Below are 16,439 nucleotides of genomic sequence, written 5' to 3' on the forward strand. Positions count from 1 at the left end.
AGTACTCTAATGATCAGAAAATAGCGAGATAAAGGTTCAAAACTTATGATATTACATACAATATTAGCGGCTCTCGGGCCTATTGTTTTGGGTTTGTTAGTGGGCTGGGGATCCGGTAAAACAGGGTTTGTTAAGCGTGAGTACACGCAAGCATTTGCAGACTTTGTTGTAAAGATCGCCCTTCCATTTGCACTCTTTCTAGCAGCGATTCAATCCTCCCCAAAGGTACTGCTTGATGTTGATTATATGTTGGCATTAGCGGTCGGATTAGTGGTGACCTATGTTATCGGGTTTGCTGCCGGAAAGCTCTTTTTTAAACATAATAAGAAAGATGCAGCGATGCAGGCACTCTGTGTCTCTTTCCCTGATATGGCTTACTGTGGGCCACCTGTACTTCTAGCAACGGTTGGTTCATCAGGCTTAATTGCAATGGTGATGGGAAACCTCATCTATACGGTCTTTATTATTCCCTTTACGCTGATGATGATCGGTACGAATAGTAATAAAGGGGGAATGTTTAAGAGTATCTGGCATGCAGTCTCACAACCGCTTGTTTTCCTTCCTATTTTAGGGGCGGTCTTGGCAATTATGGGGGTTAAACTTCCTGAAATTGCACAAAACTCTGTTAATGAGCTTGGTAAAACCTCCGGCGGGGTAGCACTCTTCTTCTTAGGATTGTTAATCTCGGGGATTAAGTTACGCGCAAATGTGGAGATTATCTTTAACGTTTTTGTGAAAAACTTTGTTCAGGGGGCATTGATTCTTGGAACGGGTCTTCTTCTTGGTTTAGAAGGGGAGCTCTTAAAGTCAGCCTTTTTGATCGGTGTTCTTCCCACTGCAACGGCAGTTCCGGCATTAGCTGTAGGAAATCAAGCGTATCAGGATACTTCAGCAGGCACTGTACTGTTAAGTACTTTGATGGCTTTGGTCTCTATTATTATCGGGGTGACGATTGTCGATCTGATTTAAATACTTTTAACGCTTTTGATCGGTTGTTATCGATAACAATCTACTAAGATAAGATCTCTTTAAGCGATCGGAAGTTTATCAATCTAAGAGAAGACCTCAATGGTTGCTACAACGAGCGGTAGCGATCTTGGGGTCTTTTTTATGGTGTTGCGATAATCTATTGAATTAACATTTTATTCACCGCTAAAAAAGATGCTTGTCAGGATTCAATAGTGCTTGGGAACTTTAAGGTATAAAATAGGGTGAAGGCCCGGCATTTATGTTGGTTGATATCGATAGTTTTATATCGAATTGTATATCGAATTGTATATTGAATTGTATATTGAAAAGGAATAGAGAAGATTATGAGCGACATTGTCAAAGAAATTTTTTATTTAGAAGGGCATCCCCATATTGCTCTTAATAATCTTCTGAAAATGACTGGTATTGCCGATACGGGCGGTCAAGCAAAATGGATGGTCGGGGAGGGCTTAGTTCAGGTTGATGGCGAACTTGAGCTTCGTAAAACGGCAAAGATCCTTGCCAATAGTAAGGTGACGGGAGAAGGGTTTGAGATCACGGTTCTTGCCGGAGATGAGATTTAATAGAGCTCTTCTCATTACTATTTAAGTTCTGTTTTGAAGTTAAGAGGGGCACCTTTGAGTGCCCCCTTTTTATTGTTTGAATAAGCCTTTATTAGGTTAACGCGCCTCTAAAAGCTCTTTTACATTTAGAATGATCAGCTCATTATCATCTGCAACATTGGGAAGGCGACTACTTGAAAAGGGGAGATTATTATCATTACCCACAATAATCTCTTCATCATTGATGATATCCACATTTTCAATAGTAAAGAATGGGAAGACAAAATGGCCATTGCTAAGGGGTTTTCGAGCAATATTGTGAGGATCTTCAATCTCTAATAGGTCGATATAGCCAATTTTATCCACCTGTTGTCCCTGATTTTCTCCATTAAGAGCAATCTTGTAGATACGCTTAAATTGAGGCAGATTCTCTTTCGGGAAACAGTTGTGGGTCTCTTCACCTTGACAGGAAAATTCAATCACTCCTTCACCATTATCACGCTCGATAATTAATGCATATTGATCATCGATCATATTAAAATCTCCAATAGAGAGTCCCGGCTGCTCTAGTGGATAATACCAGTAGTGACCGGTCCACTCCTCTTTAGGCACATCAAACTCTAAAATGAGAAGATTATTCCCATCGCTATCGGCAAGCGCCCCCTCTAAGAGAGGATAGAGCTTTGAACCATCGCGGCTGACGGCCATACCTTCAAAACCTTTTGAACGGAAGATCTCAAAATCGATCGTTTGATCGGGCTTTCCCGGTGTTGTAAGGGAGTAGTGATCGGGAGAGTGTAATTTTTCACCCTGAAATTGTGTCTCAAAAAGATTAACAATCCGGCCATCAGGGGTTGCTTGGATAAGATAGGGGCCAAATTCATCGCCAATCCAGAGATAACCGCCGGCAAACTGAAAGCTTTCAGGATCAAAATCAGCTCCGGTTAAGTACCGTTCTTGGGTGGCTTCATTCTGAATTCTAAAAGGAACGCGTTTATCAGGATCATGTAGAAAGATGGTTTTAAGACGACGAAACTCATTATTTTCAAAATCGATATCATATTGATTCAAATAGAGCATAAAGTCGGGGGAGTTTTGAGCGCTTCCTGCTCCATTATCGGTTAAGAGCCAGAAGGAGCCATCGGGCATCTTTTTGATACCTGAATGTCCTTGGATAGGTTGCCCTTTAAAGGGAAGCGAGACCCCTGTTGGGCGGCCCATCGATTTTCCTTCGATGGCGCCAATCTGCTCATTTCGAACCCCTTGGGTAAATTTACCGCTGATCTTGAGATCATCTGGCGCATTAATCGGAGCAGAGATCATCGTTTCTGCCGGAATATAGGCGTGACCCGTTAATGTTGCCGGATACTTCTCGGTGGCAAAAGAGAGGGTTGTTGTGGTTAGGAGCGATAAGAGTAATGTGGCTAAGGGATTAACTTTTATTGAAGAGGAAGTTGTCATCAGAGATCCTTTTTTGTAATTAAATAGGTTAAAACAACGAGGAATCTCTATCCTACAAATATTTTTTGACAGGATAATTACAAGAGAGGAATAGAAGAAAGAGAAGGAGTAGTATTAGGGTGAGTTCACTATTTGGAAACTCACCCTATTTTAGTCATATCATTTTAAGTCACTCAAGCGATTAAATTGGACTTAATCAGATTTAATCAGATTTAAACTGATCTAAACGGATCTAAGCGAATTTGAGGAAGTAGTGATATCTCAAATATCTCAATATCTAGATATTTAACGGATGTTATGCTGCACGTAACTTTTGAACCATTGCAACAAGAAAGTGACGCACATCTAGTGGTGAGGTTGCCTCTTTCTCGAAGGTAAAGCGGAAGAATTCTTCATCATGGGCGACAGTAAATCCATATTGATCCACTTCCACCATGCGTACTAATTCTGGTTTTGTTACGGTTGTTTGGCTATTGAGATAGAGTAGAAGTGCATCATGATGATCCGCATTCATATGATCGATCATCTCAGATTCTGATTTTTCATCGAAGATTGTTGGCGCTAAAATTGACTCATAATCGACCCAATGAATCTCTCCAAAGCCATTAATATAGCGTGCTTTTTTAGGTTTTAAGAGGTAAAACTGAAAGTTATGTACATTATGGTAACGGCTACTTTCGGGGTAGAAGCGTTCATAACGTTTTGCAACAGTTGGAATCTCCGCTTCCGTTGCCGCTTCAACATCTCCAAGAATGGTTAATCGCCAACCTTTTTGGATATTATCTTGATCAGCATTATGGAGCGTTAAAGAAGCTTTCGGATTCTCTTTAACATTCTTTGTATGTTGGGCAATATCGGCGATCAGGAGAATGATCTCATTACGCTCATTGAGACAGAAGGGGACAACAGAGCCTAGAGGATAACCGCCAAGATCGAGCGTATCACGCATAATAGTGGCTAAAACCCCGTTAAAGTTTGCTAGCAATTGTGTACGAGAATCTCTAGCGGCATCTTGTTTGCTGTAGCTCTGTTTTAAATTATTTTTAGTAATGAGTTCGGACATCTTTAAATCTCCTTAAGTATTGTCTGGGTGGGTTTAAAATATTTTAATGACATCCATGTCATCCATGTCATCCATGTTATCAATGCCATTAATATTATTAATATCATTAATTTCGTTTATATTATTAATATTATTAATCCTGTTACCATTAAATTAGTTATTACTAATTTAATGGCGATTATATGATTTATATTGTTGTCGAGAGTGATACTACCTATGTCTTGAAATCTATATCTTGAAGTCTATATCTTAAAGGCCAAAGTTGAGAAGCTGTGATCTTGCGGATCATTAAGCGTAATAAAGTTTACTTTAAAGACCTCCTCTAATTTTTTAGATTGCCACAATTGTGTAGGCGTGTGCTCGCCGACAACTTCTCCCTCTTTGATGAGTATTAGGCGATCGGAGACTTGTAATGCATGGTTAAGATCATGCATTACACAGATAATGGTGAGTCCCTGTATTGTCAATTGTTTGAAGTAGCGTAAAAGCTGCTGTTGATGATAGAGATCGAGGTGATTAAAAGGTTCATCTAGCAACATGACTTTACCCTTTAAGATGCGTTCTTCTTGATCCGCTGTAAAGAGTATCTGTATCAGGACTCTTGCAATCTGAACGCGATGCTGCTCTCCTCCCGAAAGGCGTTGGTAAGGGCGATCGATAATGCGTTTTAGCTCTAAAGTTGCGACAAGATCCTCTAAAAGAGGTGCAACCTTAGGATGTTGAGGTGATACTTGGTGGGGCATCAATCCCATCAAGATGATAGCGCGAGCATTGAGTGCAAAGGGAATATGTTCTGTTTGTGGAAGCACAGAGCGCTTTGTAGAGAGCTCCTCAACAGAGTATGCCGATAATGCTTTTCCCTTAAAAAGAAGTGTCCCACTTGTCGGCTCAATATCGCCTGATAGTAATGTGAGAAGTGTTGTTTTTCCTGCACCGTTAGGACCGATTAAGGCGGTAAATCCACCTTCTGGAATGGTGAGCTCTGGAATATTGATCAATAGACGCTGTTGATATTGAAGCGTGACCTTGCTTAATGTAAACATCTATCTTCTCCCTTGTCGGTAGACTAAATAGCCTAAGAATGGCGCACCAATAAAAGCAGTTAAGATCCCTATCGGGACTTCACTATTGCCGGCAATAGTGCGAGAGAAGCTATCGGCGATAATAAGTAAAATTCCGCCAAAAAGATAGGAGAAGGGGAGAACAAAACGATTATCCGCACCGAATACCATGCGAATTAGATGGGGAATTAAGAGACCAATAAAGCCAATTCCACCAGAGAAAGCAACAGCCGTTCCGGTAATAATCGCAACACCCCAAATCTGCTCTTGTTTTAAGCGCTCCACGTTGATACCGAGATGTTTAGCCTCTCGCTCTCCTAATAACATCGCATTCATCGCTTTTGCTCGGCGCCATAGTAGTGGCAAAATAAGAAGTTGAATGACGGCAAGGATTGCGAGTTTTTCATAGTTGAAACTACTTAAGCTTCCCATCGACCAGAAGGTTAAAGAGCGAAGCTCTGTCTCATCAGCAATAAAGGTTAAAAGTCCGATAAGCGCACCGGTAAATGCATTAATAGCAATACCGATGAGTAGCATTGAGCTGATGCTAATACCGCGCGTATTTCGTGAGAAGAGATAGAGTAGAGTTGTGATTAGCCATCCACCGATACAAGCCGCAACTGGAAGTGCGTAATCGCCGAGCTTTGCAAAGAGAGTCGGAATAAGGTGTGTTCCCACAACGATAGCTAAAGCGGCAAAGAGAGCAGCCCCACTTGAAACGCCAATGATTCCCGGTTCAACAAGTGGATTCCGAAAGAGACCTTGCATAATTGCGCCGGAGACCGCTAATGCACCCCCTACAAGTAAAGCAGCAAGAATGCGTGGAATACGGATATTCCAAACAATGTAGTACTCCATTGAATCTGATTGAAATAGGTTGCGCCAATCGAGCTCCATCGCCCCTTGACCTGCCGCGATGATTAGAATCAGTATCAAAGAGAGGAGTACAGCGGCAATAATAGGGCGCTGATATTGTTCAAAGAAAGCACTATTCATCGTTTATTGCTCCTGCAGACACGCATTGATCGCCGTCAATAACGCTTCTCCTTCAGAGAAGATATGGATGCCATAAACAAGATAATGACTCATATTAACTTCGAAGACACATTTTGGTTGGAGCGCTTCAGGCCAATTCTCCATACCAGAGGATCTTCTCTGAAATGGAGGAATAGGCTCCCCTTTCTCTTGAGCAGCAGTACCAAAGTGACCTCGATGACCAATTAGGACAATATCGGGACGCTTCTTGAGCTGATTCTCTAAAGAGACAGCTCGGTAGTTATTAAAGTCATTGGCAAAGAGATTTTTAATATTGAGCAGGTTGAGGAGCTTATCTGCCGATGTATGAGCGCCAGAGATTTGGGGTGAACCTAACTGCGCTTCTTGAAGAATAAAGAAGCCGTTTAAAGGAGGTTGTTGCTCACTCATTAACTGTAATCTTTGGGCATCATCAGCCACTTTTTTACTTAATGCTATACCGCTTTTTTCACGACCTGTTTTAGCAGCAATGGTGGAGATCGCATCTTGAATATGATCGACATCTACAAGCTCAGGAAATTGGATCATCTCTACGCCTGATTGTTTGATCTGCTCGAGGACTGTTTGTGGACCTGAGTCGAAAGCAAGGAGTACAAGATCAGGTTTGAGTGCCAAAATACCTTCTGAAGAGAGGGCGATCCGGTAACCAATATCGGGAATCTTATTAAGAGAGGGTGAAGTGTGGCTGGTTTGATCAATACCGACAAGTGTTGCCTCGGCCCCTAGCGCGGTGATGATTTGTGTTAAAGGATTAGCCGCAGAGACAATACGTGAAGCTATCACATCTGCTGCTATGGCCTGCGCACTCAAAGCGGTAAAGAGTGTGGTAATGAGTAGTTTTCGGAACATGTTAATCCTTTTCTGCTAGATCAAATTGTTGTTATAGAGATGCTAAAATTCATACTTTATGGAGAGCGCGACATTGAATCCTGGGTTCGTCGCACGGCGAAGATCATCCGTATTACGATTCATTAAACCTTGGCTCCAAGATGTATACTCTCTATTGAAAATATTGTAGAGGCCGGCATTAATCGTAATATTGCGATCTGGTTTATATTCTGCAATAAGATCAACAGTGGCATAGCCTGCCGTTGGTTGAGGAGGGTTTTGCGGTAAATCATAAGGGCTTGGCTCACCAAGATTAATATCCTTCGCCTTTTTCCCTTGTACTGCTTTTAAACGGGCCCCGAGATAGAGGTTATCGAGATACTGATAATCAACTCCAATTGTTGCTGTGAGGGGCTCGATATTATTAATCGGATTATTAGATCCTCGTTCCTTTCCTTTTGCATAGGCGAGGCTACCATTTAGACTAATGATGCCATTACCATTTTGGGTAGAGAAGAGATCAATATGCGCTTTTAACTCTAAGCCATAGACTTTGCTCTTATCAAGATTGATCGCTTGAAATACCCGATAGCCTGTGACAGGATCGGGGGCAACTTCTTGTCTTTCTTCAATAAAGTTTTTGTAATCGACATAAAATCCCGTTATAGAGAGTGACTGATGTTCATCGATATAATTCCATCCAAGTTCATAGGAGTGGCTCGACTCAGGTCTAAGGTTCGGGTTTGATTTGCTGATATAGCGGTGAGCAGGGTTTCCAAAGCCGACATTGATAGCGCTAAAAGTTGGGGCTCGAAATCCCTCTGAATAGTTGAAAAATAGTGTGTTTTCCTCAGAAGGGTGCCACAGAAATGCTACTCTTTTAGAAAATTGGCTTTTGCTCACAGAAACAGGCTGATCTCCACTAGGGTTCGCATCTTGATAAATGCCCCCTAACTTAGGAGAGAGTTTATAGTTGTCGTAACGGATCCCGGCAATGACCTCAAACTGTCCCTCATAGAGGCTGATACGATCCTGTAAGAAGATTCCTAGCTCTTTGATTGTAGAGTCTGGGAAGCTCTTATTGGGGAAGGTTTCATTTTCATCTCTCATTCCTGTTGCGATATTAATGGTATTTCCATCTCTTTCTGTGGTAACTCTGTTATGACGATAGTTCATACCATAAGTTAAGTTATGGAAAACAGCATCACTTTGTGCAATGCCTTTGGTAAACTCTATTCCTAAACCATAAGTTTTATTATTGAAATCGCTATAACGAGTTCTATAGGTGGTTTTGCTTATAGGAGAGTATTTGTTTGCGGAGATAAAGCGCGTTTCATTATGATCTTGTTTTGCTTTACTATTTTGATAATAGATATTCCAAAAACCGCGATCAAATAATCTATTTTCAATCTCGAAGTCATGTCTGAATGTGAGCTGCTTACGTTTTTGAATCTCTTTAGTATGGAGATTGAGATAGGTAATTTGATATTCAGAGGTGTAGTTAAATTGAGCAAGCGGATCATTGTGTTGCGTTTCTCGATAATCTTCGTAGCTGATGGTAAATCGCTGTTGTTCCGATGGTTCAAAAACCCACTTTGTTAAGAAATTGTAGTTATCAGCCTTTGATTTATTAGGGTGAGTACGATTTGGCCCTAGAAGTTTTTCACTTGAGGCCTTTCCGGCATGATTTCGCTCTTCATGTGGATGGGTATAGGTCAAACGCGCAAATGCAGAGAGCTTATCATTAAAGCGACCGGCAACTGTTCCGGAGAGAAGGGTTTCTCTTGTTGCAGAACGATAACCGGCCTTAACTTCGCCACCAAATTTATTATCAGCGCGGAGAAAGTCACTTGGATCTTTAGTCTGCATGAAAATTCCTCCCGCAAGAGCGCTGCCCCCGTAGAGAGTGGACATCGGACCCTTGATAATATCGACACTCTTCATTGCATCGATATCGAAATAATCGCGACTTGTTGAGAGATAGCTCCCAAAGCGATAGGTCATTGGAAGAGGCGCACCATCGACAGAGATTAAGACACGATCTTTGCCAATTCCTCTAATACGAATATCACTAATTCCTCCTGATTTATTGAGGTCAACTGTGACGCCCGGCTCATAATTGAGTAGTTGAGCAAGATTGGTCGCATTGAGACGGTCAATATTTTGTACATCAAAGTGGGCAATTGTTGCGGCACTCTCTGCTATTTCTAGATCCTCTTTGAGTGCCCCACTCACAATTACTTTTGAGAGGGTGACGGAGGGATGTTGCTCAGCAAGATCGATACGATCAGCCGTTGTAGCTATTCCTTCCGCATTGAGCGTATTGTCGATTACCCACTCAGGTTCCGATGGGTTATATGATTGGGCATATAGTGGGGAGGAGAGAAGTAGGGTCGTTAAGATTGCAAACGGAGACTGTTTAAAATTCATGAGCGAAACTCTTATTATATGAAACCACATATCTTATAGGGTATTATCTCATTTGTTAATGAGATTTGTTATCAAATGAATATTATTAAGTTTCGCTACTGTTTGTCAATTGTTCTTATAAGAAATATTGATGAGAGAAGTGAGAAGAGAAGGGGAAATAGCAGGGATTTATGAGATGTTCTTTTGTTAAATCGTGTGCTATCAAATTGTAATTACGAGAGCTTTTTATTTTTATTGGGCTGGAGAAGGCGAGGGAGGCGTGAGTAGGTGGATAAACTTTTAGTGGATATTGGTGGATAATAAATGAGCAGTGTTATAGTGCCGTTTCACTTTTCATGGTGAGGAGATTGAAGGGAAGGCATAGGGAGCGGGGATGGGATATTAGTGATGAAGAGCAAATGTAACTAGAAGAAGATAAGAGATACGAAATAGGAGATAAGAGAAAGGGCCTTGAAGGCCCTGATAACTGATAATAGTGTGTAAGTAATTGATAACATTTGATAAATGTTTTTTTCGGCGCTATTTAAAAGGGGGCTGATATTCAAAATCCTCACTTGCGCGACTATCTTCAAAGATAGGAAGAGCACTCTTTTTGGTAAATAGCTGGTTGATAAATTGATTTGGAAAGAGCGCGATAGTTGTGTTGAAGGTCTCAACATTGGCATTAAAAATACGGATACTTGCTGCCACATTCTTCTCAAGCTCACTGAGTTCTTGCATAAATTGCTGATAGATCGTAGAGGCTTTTAATTCTGGGTAGTTTTCAGCAACCATATTGAGTTGAGAGAAGAGTGCTTTAGATTCATTGTTGATCGCTTTGAGCTGTTCGACACTACTATTTTCTGGGGAAATCTTCTTAAGGGATGCACGCAGGGCTGTAATATTTTGTAATACATCAGCCTCATGAATCTTATACTCTTCCACCATTTTTTCGAGATTGGGCAGCAATCTATTCTTCTGGAGTTGTTGTGTAATAACATCCGCCCAAGCGCGTTGAGTTGCGTTGTAGTAGGTGATGATACGATTATGAATCGTAATGATATAGATTATCAGGATAAGTGGAATAAGAAGTGTGATGATAAATGGAAGTGACATAGGACACTACTCCTTAAGTTGTGTGAAATTGTGTAAGATGGGCCGTAATATCAGGTGCATCAATATGTAAAGTATAGATGTAAAGTACAGATATAATATACAGGATGTACCGAATGGGTTTTATCTTAATGAGTTTAGAATATTTTGAGTGAACGTTAATATTGCTGTCAATTGAGGAAGCGTCTGCTTCTCCTTTAGTTCCAGAATAAAGTCATCAATATTTGTAAGGTCATAATTTTGTTCTGCTGCGATGATATCTGCATTATCAAAGGCGATAAGGAGTTGTTGATTAAGCTCTATATTGAGATTTTTAAACGCCTTACCTATTTTTAGTAACTGTTCGACCATTGTGGGCGTCAATATTTTTGCTGCAAAATGCTGTTCTGATGTTGTCAGTGAGAACGTTTTACGAAAAGAGATCGAGGCGGGTAGGTAATCACTTCTTTTGCTCCTTAATTTTCGATCAGCACTGATTTGTAGCGTCGGTAGGAGCTGTTTCGTGAGCTTTGTGAGATCGAGTAAGAGTCCATAACGATGATAGTGATGATAGACTTTACGGTTTTTCGGTTTGCCCGCATTATCTTTCTCTTCAATGATCTCCTCATCAATATAGTGGAAATGGAAGTAGTAGAAGTCAATGGTAGGTTGATTGTGTGAATGCCCTTCGAGCGCCACTTCTCCTTTGAGCAGATCAGGAATATCACGACGATAATTACCACGATTAAACTCCCTAAATTGTTGTAATAACTGATCGATAGGGAGCGTTTCAGGCGCAATAGGAACTATCTGATTATCGAAGAGAAGATCGCGCTGGAAGATCTTTTTTGAGAGCTGTTGTGGTAATTTCTCTCGGCGATAGAAGCGGATAGCAAGAATAATGCCAATAAAAAGGGCAAGCATGAGAAGGAAGAGGAAGAGACCTTCCCCTGTTTCTCGGTAGAGATAGAAACCCGTTATCAAGAGGGTGAAATCAGCGACAAAGTAGAGAAGATAATCTCGCCGATCAAATTGAAGGGGCGAGATCTTTCGCATCGACTCAACAATCTCTAATAGCTCTTCCGGCGATTGCACATTGTCGATGCGCTCTGATGCTTGCGTGATCTCTTGCCACAGTAGATGGTTATGGCGGATCATTGGAAACATCTATTGTTTACCTCGTTTCAGTGGGCTGAAAAATCGTATAGCGAACACTATAATTGATTCTCTTCTCTCCATTTGCCGGCAGTGTGATATTCCAGATAGCACTCTCATTTTTTAAGATTGCTGGAGGCTGTTGACTGATAAGCTCCCAATTGACCCCTTGTCCCGGAGAGAAATATTCTGTTAATGCAACATCCACCGCTTCCGCTTTATGATTATTGAGAGTGAGTTGATAGCTAACCTCCCACTCATCGGGATTAACAATACGATATTGTTGCTGTTCTCGGGTGAGAGTGACATCAAAAGCGCTTCCCATATTGAGTGTGATCTTCTCTCCAGCGGCGCTATTGGTAAGATAATCTTCACCTAAAAAGATGGGCGTCTCTTTCCCCGCTTGATAGAGGCGAATAGTACCAGATGGAAGCGCGAACCCTAATTGATCAGCCTTCTTATTATCAAAGTGAAATGAGACAGTGGCATTTTGTGGAGAAGATTGCTTTAAGAGCCGTTGACTTGGGCTCATATTATCGAAATGGTAACGCTTTTGATAAGGAATTTGATCGGCGCTAAAGAGAGCAATTTGAGTCTGTTCTTGTTGTTGGAGCGTAAATTTCCCAGGAAGTAGGAAGCGTTGATAGTCGCTCACAGGTTGGGGAGCGATATTATCCTGTTGTGGGCTACTTGCCGCTTTAATCATAAAGTTCTCACGATAGAGTGGAACTTGTGGGGTAAGGTGAAGATTGCCAGCAATCAGCGAGAGGGAGCTATTACTAAAGTCGATACCACTTTGATTATTGATTGTTGCCCATCCTTCTAGATGAAAGGTCTTCTCTTTTTCATTGAGTTCAGCGATATAGTCACTACTCCAGCGGATGCCCCGTGTAAGATAGCTTAGATTAGCGTCATAGGGCGTTGCTGTTTTAGGGAGATTATCTAAGAGAATCGAAAGAGCGGGCGTGCGCGTTAAGCCGTTAGGGAGCTCTTTAAACGCAATTCTCGCATCGGCGGGTAGACCTGATTCAATACGATCCTCATATTGCAACAATAATCCTCCATTATTGGAAAGGATGACTGCTTTTTCCCGTCGCTCTTTAGGTGTCTGCCAGACGATCTCTACCTCTTTGCCAATGGAGTAGTCAATAAGGGTTGTGGGTGAAAGGAGATTGCGGTTGAGCTTTTTCTCTATTATTTGTGGCAATAGAGCATGATCTTGAGGTTGGGTAGGATTAAATTTTAAGAGAAGTGATTCCACGATCGCTTCAGGAGCAATATGAGGAAGAAGGAGCGTGGTGGTTTCCTCCGAAAGCTTAAAAGTTCGGTTCTCTGAAACTAAGGCGATTCCTTCTTGATAGATTGTTAATTGTCGATCGAGTAGATCACTCTCTTTTGAGCTTGCTGCTGCAAATGAGAAAAGATTGAGAGGAAGTAGTGTTGATAGAGCTACGGCTCGGAGAAGGGGATGTTTCACAACATGACTATGCTTCATAATACTATTCATAATAGACCTCACAACTTGTTGTTGAAATTTTTGATATGTGTCGAATGGAAGATGTTGTAAAAAACGAAGAAGCATTAATATCACTTATTAAATGTTATTCATTAAATGTCATTCATTAAATGAATTAATGTGAGTCAATGCAAGCTCATGTCAGTTAATATTCGCTAATACCCGCTAATGCAGGTTGAGATAAGTTAATACAGCTTAATATAAGTGAATATGAATTTCGAATATGAATTTCACCCTGAAGTTTCAGATAGAGGCTCTTTAGATAGATGATCTTCTGAAGAGAGCTTGAAGATAACAATTCATTTAAAAGAATCTTTCTAATTTCTAAATGATCTCTATCATCGAGCAGAAGAAATGGTGATAGCGATGTTTTGAAGGATTTAAGCCTAAGAATTTTTAAAGATCATCGGAATAACTTCTGAAGAATTTAATAACTCGTTAATAAGTGCTATTAAGCTTGATATTTCGATGGGGATTTCGTAAAATGCCGAGATCGTTTACCAGCGACCCCTAACGTTGATTTAGAGTCAGTATCGTGAGAGTGATCTCTCGCCGGTATTCTCGTTACCGGCGGTATGCATGCTGGTTTTAAATTTTTTTGTTAGTGATTATTTATTTTGGAGTTTTCGATGAAAACATTTAGTGCAAAGCCTGCTGAAGTAACCCGTGAATGGTTTTTAATTGATGCAGAAGGAAAAACCCTCGGCCGTTTAGCGAGCGAAGTTGCAACACGCTTACGTGGTAAGCATAAGCCTGAGTTCACACCTCACGTTGATACCGGTGATTACATTGTTATCGTAAACGCAGAGAAAGTTCGTGTAACAGGTAACAAGCTTCAACAAAAAATTTATTATAAACATACCGGTTATGTTGGTCATTTAAGAGAGACTACTCTTGAGAAGATGTTGCAAACTAAACCTGCAAATGTTATTGAGTTTGCGGTAAAAGGCATGCTCCCTAAAAATGCTTTAGGAAGAGAAATGCTTCGTAAATTGAAAGTATATGCAGGTCCTGAGCATGCTCATGCAGCACAGCAACCAAAAGTTTTAGACATCTAATTTTAAGAAGAGAGAATTAATTATGGCAGCTAACCAAAATTACGGTACTGGAAGACGTAAAAGATCACAAGCAAGAGTGTTTTTACGTAAAGGTACAGGCAGTATTATTGTTAACGATAAATCACTCGATGATTACTTCCCACGTGAAGTTTCACGCATGGTGGTTCGTCAACCGCTTGAGCTTTTAGAAGTTACAGATCAATTTGATGTGATTGTAACTGTAAAAGGTGGTGGTTTGAGTGGTCAAGCTGGGGCAATCCGTCACGGCTTAACTCGCGCGCTCGTTGAATATGATGAGGCAAATCGTGCGCCGTTACGTAAAGCAGGTTTCGTAACTCGTGACCCACGTAGCGTTGAGCGTAAGAAGATCGGTCTCCGTTCAGCACGTCGTGCAACTCAGTTCTCAAAACGTTAATAGTTATCGATATTTTGAGTATGATGAAAAATATCAAAGCCTTTCTTTTGAAAGGCTTTTCTTTTTGGAGAAAAGGTTCGATGAATTCTCACATGAACCCTCATATATACCACGCGCAAGATCATCCTATTAGAAATCGTCAGATCTCTAAAAATTCATTACAGGTGATTAATCGACTCAATAGCGCTGGCTACAACGCCTATCTTGTGGGCGGTGGAGTGCGTGATCTTCTCTTAGGCTTATCCCCTAAAGATTTTGATATTGTTACAGATGCACATCCGAGTGAGATTCGCCGAGTTTTCCGTAATAGTCGTATTATTGGACGCCGATTCCGATTGGTGCATGTTGTTTTTGGTCGGGAGATTATTGAGGTTGCAACTTTTCGTTCGAATGAGGCGAATGATCAATCGAAGCATTATCAGACAAATCAGGAAGGATTTGTAACACGAGATAATATCTACGGCACTATTGATGAAGATGCGCTTCGGCGAGATTTTACGATCAATGCGCTCTATTACGATGTGCGTAATCAAACCATTATTGATTACTGCGATGGTTATCAAGATCTCAAGCGAAGACGACTCACTCTAATTGGTGATCCGACAGAGCGCTTCTTAGAAGATCCTGTGCGTATCTTACGCGCTATTCGTTTTGAAGCAAAATTGGGATTAACAATCGATTCTGATCTACTCCCTTTTATCGCTGAGCATCGCCATCTCTTAGCGACGGTCTCGCCGGCAAGGATGTATGATGAAGTGTTAAAGCTCTTCTTAACAGGGCATGGTGAGCGTTCATATCATTCCATGATCGAGCATCAACTCTTTGAGATTCTCTTCCCTTTAACTTATCGTGCATTAGATCAGATAGGTTTTCCTGAGCAACATCTGCTCTTAAGATCACTACAAAACTCAGATGAGCGTGCGGAAGCAGGGTTAACAAGTTCCCCTTACTTTGTCTATGCCTCTCTACTATGGGCACCTTTTGTCGCAATTTATGAAAAAGAGGTTGCGAAAGGGAAGCGTAATAGTGATGCCTCCTCAATAGGGATTGATGAAGTGTTTAAGGTGCAGCACCAAATTACAGTGATTCCTCGTTATGTTCGAGAGTTTATTGAAGAGTTGTGGATCTTTCAGTTTCGTCTTGAGGCGAGAGTGATTCGTCAACCTAAGCGCTTGATGGAGCATCCACGATTTAAAGCGGCTTATGACTTTCTTCTTCTGCGCGCTGATGCAAAAGAGAGTGGTGAGGTAATTGAGAAAGCTCAATATTGGGAAGCTCAATTTAGAGATTATGAGCAGACACTTCTAGCGCAAGAGCGAGCGGCAGTAAGAGAAGAGCGTCGCGAGGGCAAACGTGCAGTTGCCGAGGAGGTTAAGCATCACCAATCAGGAAATAATGAATCAAGCGAGCCTAAAAAGCGACGTCGCCGTCCGCGTCGCCGGAGCCGAAGTAAAGAGTCATAAGGAATCGCGCAGAGGATCATATAAAGATTTATAAGGGGTTATAAAGGGGCATCGTGCCACTTTAGTAGCCCTTTAAGTGAGATGAGCAAGTTGTAGAATAGTAAGTAATAAGATTATTCAATAAAGTAATAAAACAACAAGATATAACAAGCATAAGAAACTATCTAGAATAGGTTTCAATGGTTGATCTAAGGATTGGCTATTGAGGTGATTGTAGATAGTTTTTTTCTTTTCTGAGAAAAATAAATTTTGATATTTGTCACTATTTTTATAATTATTTTTCTATTCATCTCAATATATCAAGGGATTGGCGCGCCGAATACAGTTAATATATGTAATAGAATAATATAT

At 41.0% G+C, this 16,439-nt stretch carries 14 protein-coding genes; 5 read left to right on the plus strand and 9 right to left on the minus strand.

All coding sequences use genetic code 11. From position 1 onward, the window contains the following. Positions 1-45 precede the first annotated feature (45 nt). Together DC077_RS03615 and DC077_RS03620 are read left to right on the plus strand one after the other, a co-directional pair. On the plus strand, positions 46-969 hold the full coding sequence (locus tag DC077_RS03615) for an AEC family transporter (protein WP_109200862.1): 924 nt from the start codon (positions 46-48) through the stop codon (positions 967-969). 344 nt (positions 970-1,313) lie between these two features. Next, on the plus strand, positions 1,314-1,553 hold the full coding sequence (locus DC077_RS03620) for an RNA-binding S4 domain-containing protein (protein ID WP_109200861.1): 240 nt from the start codon (positions 1,314-1,316) through the stop codon (positions 1,551-1,553). A 96-nt stretch (positions 1,554-1,649) separates the two neighbouring features. On the opposite strand, the gene DC077_RS03625 is transcribed toward DC077_RS03620, so the two are convergent. The 9 genes from DC077_RS03625 to DC077_RS03665 form a co-directional block, all read right to left on the minus strand. Beyond that, positions 1,650-2,993, minus strand: coding sequence for an esterase-like activity of phytase family protein (locus DC077_RS03625; protein WP_109200860.1), 1,344 nt, complete (start codon positions 2,991-2,993; stop codon positions 1,650-1,652). A gap of 295 nt (positions 2,994-3,288) precedes the next feature. Continuing rightward, on the minus strand, positions 3,289-4,056 hold the full coding sequence (locus DC077_RS03630; RefSeq protein ID WP_109200859.1) for a HugZ family pyridoxamine 5'-phosphate oxidase: 768 nt from the start codon (positions 4,054-4,056) through the stop codon (positions 3,289-3,291). Between the two features lie 242 nt (positions 4,057-4,298). Continuing rightward, positions 4,299-5,099: an ATP-binding cassette domain-containing protein gene (locus DC077_RS03635; RefSeq protein ID WP_109200858.1), complete on the minus strand. Its 801-nt coding sequence runs from the start codon at positions 5,097-5,099 to the stop codon at positions 4,299-4,301. Next, entirely contained in the window at positions 5,100-6,113 is a 1,014-nt protein-coding gene (locus DC077_RS03640) for a FecCD family ABC transporter permease (RefSeq protein WP_109200857.1), read from the minus strand. 3 nt (positions 6,114-6,116) lie between these two features. Continuing rightward, entirely contained in the window at positions 6,117-7,001 is an 885-nt protein-coding gene (locus tag DC077_RS03645) for a heme/hemin ABC transporter substrate-binding protein (RefSeq protein ID WP_109200856.1), read from the minus strand. Between the two features lie 42 nt (positions 7,002-7,043). Further along, entirely contained in the window at positions 7,044-9,410 is a 2,367-nt protein-coding gene (locus DC077_RS03650; protein ID WP_157953476.1) for a TonB-dependent hemoglobin/transferrin/lactoferrin family receptor, read from the minus strand. A gap of 519 nt (positions 9,411-9,929) precedes the next feature. Beyond that, positions 9,930-10,505, minus strand: coding sequence for a LemA family protein (locus DC077_RS03655; RefSeq protein ID WP_094566684.1), 576 nt, complete (start codon positions 10,503-10,505; stop codon positions 9,930-9,932). Between the two features lie 120 nt (positions 10,506-10,625). Further along, positions 10,626-11,648, minus strand: coding sequence for a DUF3137 domain-containing protein (locus DC077_RS03660; RefSeq protein WP_109200854.1), 1,023 nt, complete (start codon positions 11,646-11,648; stop codon positions 10,626-10,628). 7 nt (positions 11,649-11,655) lie between these two features. Beyond that, the gene (locus DC077_RS03665) at positions 11,656-13,143 is read right to left on the minus strand and encodes a DUF4139 domain-containing protein (RefSeq protein ID WP_157953477.1); all 1,488 of its coding nucleotides are present in this window, start codon (positions 13,141-13,143) and stop codon (positions 11,656-11,658) included. A 638-nt stretch (positions 13,144-13,781) separates the two neighbouring features. On the opposite strand from DC077_RS03665, the gene rplM reads away from it, so the two are divergent. From rplM to pcnB, 3 genes are all read left to right on the plus strand, one after another. After that, a complete protein-coding gene (gene rplM / locus DC077_RS03670) occupies positions 13,782-14,210 on the plus strand; it encodes a 50S ribosomal protein L13 (protein ID WP_094566687.1) in 429 nt (142 codons plus the stop codon). A 22-nt stretch (positions 14,211-14,232) separates the two neighbouring features. Beyond that, a complete protein-coding gene (gene rpsI, locus DC077_RS03675; protein ID WP_094566688.1) occupies positions 14,233-14,625 on the plus strand; it encodes a 30S ribosomal protein S9 in 393 nt (130 codons plus the stop codon). A 92-nt stretch (positions 14,626-14,717) separates the two neighbouring features. Beyond that, on the plus strand, positions 14,718-16,088 hold the full coding sequence (gene pcnB, locus DC077_RS03680; RefSeq protein ID WP_109200852.1) for a polynucleotide adenylyltransferase PcnB: 1,371 nt from the start codon (positions 14,718-14,720) through the stop codon (positions 16,086-16,088). The last annotated feature ends 351 nt before the right edge of the window (positions 16,089-16,439 follow it).

It is taken from the genome of Ignatzschineria cameli, assembly GCF_003121895.1.
GTDB lineage: Bacteria > Pseudomonadota > Gammaproteobacteria > Cardiobacteriales > Wohlfahrtiimonadaceae > Ignatzschineria > Ignatzschineria cameli.

What these genes read in the sequence shown, in the direction of transcription:
- DC077_RS03650 (WP_157953476.1), bottom strand. Translation starts at nt 9,410, where the DNA reads ATGAATTTTAAACAGTCTCCGTTTGCAATCTTAACGACCCTACTTCTC.
- rplM (WP_094566687.1), top strand. Translation starts at nt 13,782, where the DNA reads ATGAAAACATTTAGTGCAAAGCCTGCTGAAGTAACCCGTGAATGGTTT.
- DC077_RS03620 (WP_109200861.1), top strand. Translation starts at nt 1,314, where the DNA reads ATGAGCGACATTGTCAAAGAAATTTTTTATTTAGAAGGGCATCCCCAT.
- DC077_RS03625 (WP_109200860.1), bottom strand. Translation starts at nt 2,993, where the DNA reads ATGACAACTTCCTCTTCAATAAAAGTTAATCCCTTAGCCACATTACTC.
- DC077_RS03660 (WP_109200854.1), bottom strand. Translation starts at nt 11,648, where the DNA reads ATGTTTCCAATGATCCGCCATAACCATCTACTGTGGCAAGAGATCACG.
- DC077_RS03630 (WP_109200859.1), bottom strand. Translation starts at nt 4,056, where the DNA reads ATGTCCGAACTCATTACTAAAAATAATTTAAAACAGAGCTACAGCAAA.
- DC077_RS03665 (WP_157953477.1), bottom strand. Translation starts at nt 13,143, where the DNA reads ATGAATAGTATTATGAAGCATAGTCATGTTGTGAAACATCCCCTTCTC.
- pcnB (WP_109200852.1), top strand. Translation starts at nt 14,718, where the DNA reads ATGAACCCTCATATATACCACGCGCAAGATCATCCTATTAGAAATCGT.
- DC077_RS03655 (WP_094566684.1), bottom strand. Translation starts at nt 10,505, where the DNA reads ATGTCACTTCCATTTATCATCACACTTCTTATTCCACTTATCCTGATA.
- DC077_RS03615 (WP_109200862.1), top strand. Translation starts at nt 46, where the DNA reads ATGATATTACATACAATATTAGCGGCTCTCGGGCCTATTGTTTTGGGT.
- rpsI (WP_094566688.1), top strand. Translation starts at nt 14,233, where the DNA reads ATGGCAGCTAACCAAAATTACGGTACTGGAAGACGTAAAAGATCACAA.
- DC077_RS03640 (WP_109200857.1), bottom strand. Translation starts at nt 6,113, where the DNA reads ATGAATAGTGCTTTCTTTGAACAATATCAGCGCCCTATTATTGCCGCT.
- DC077_RS03635 (WP_109200858.1), bottom strand. Translation starts at nt 5,099, where the DNA reads ATGTTTACATTAAGCAAGGTCACGCTTCAATATCAACAGCGTCTATTG.
- DC077_RS03645 (WP_109200856.1), bottom strand. Translation starts at nt 7,001, where the DNA reads ATGTTCCGAAAACTACTCATTACCACACTCTTTACCGCTTTGAGTGCG.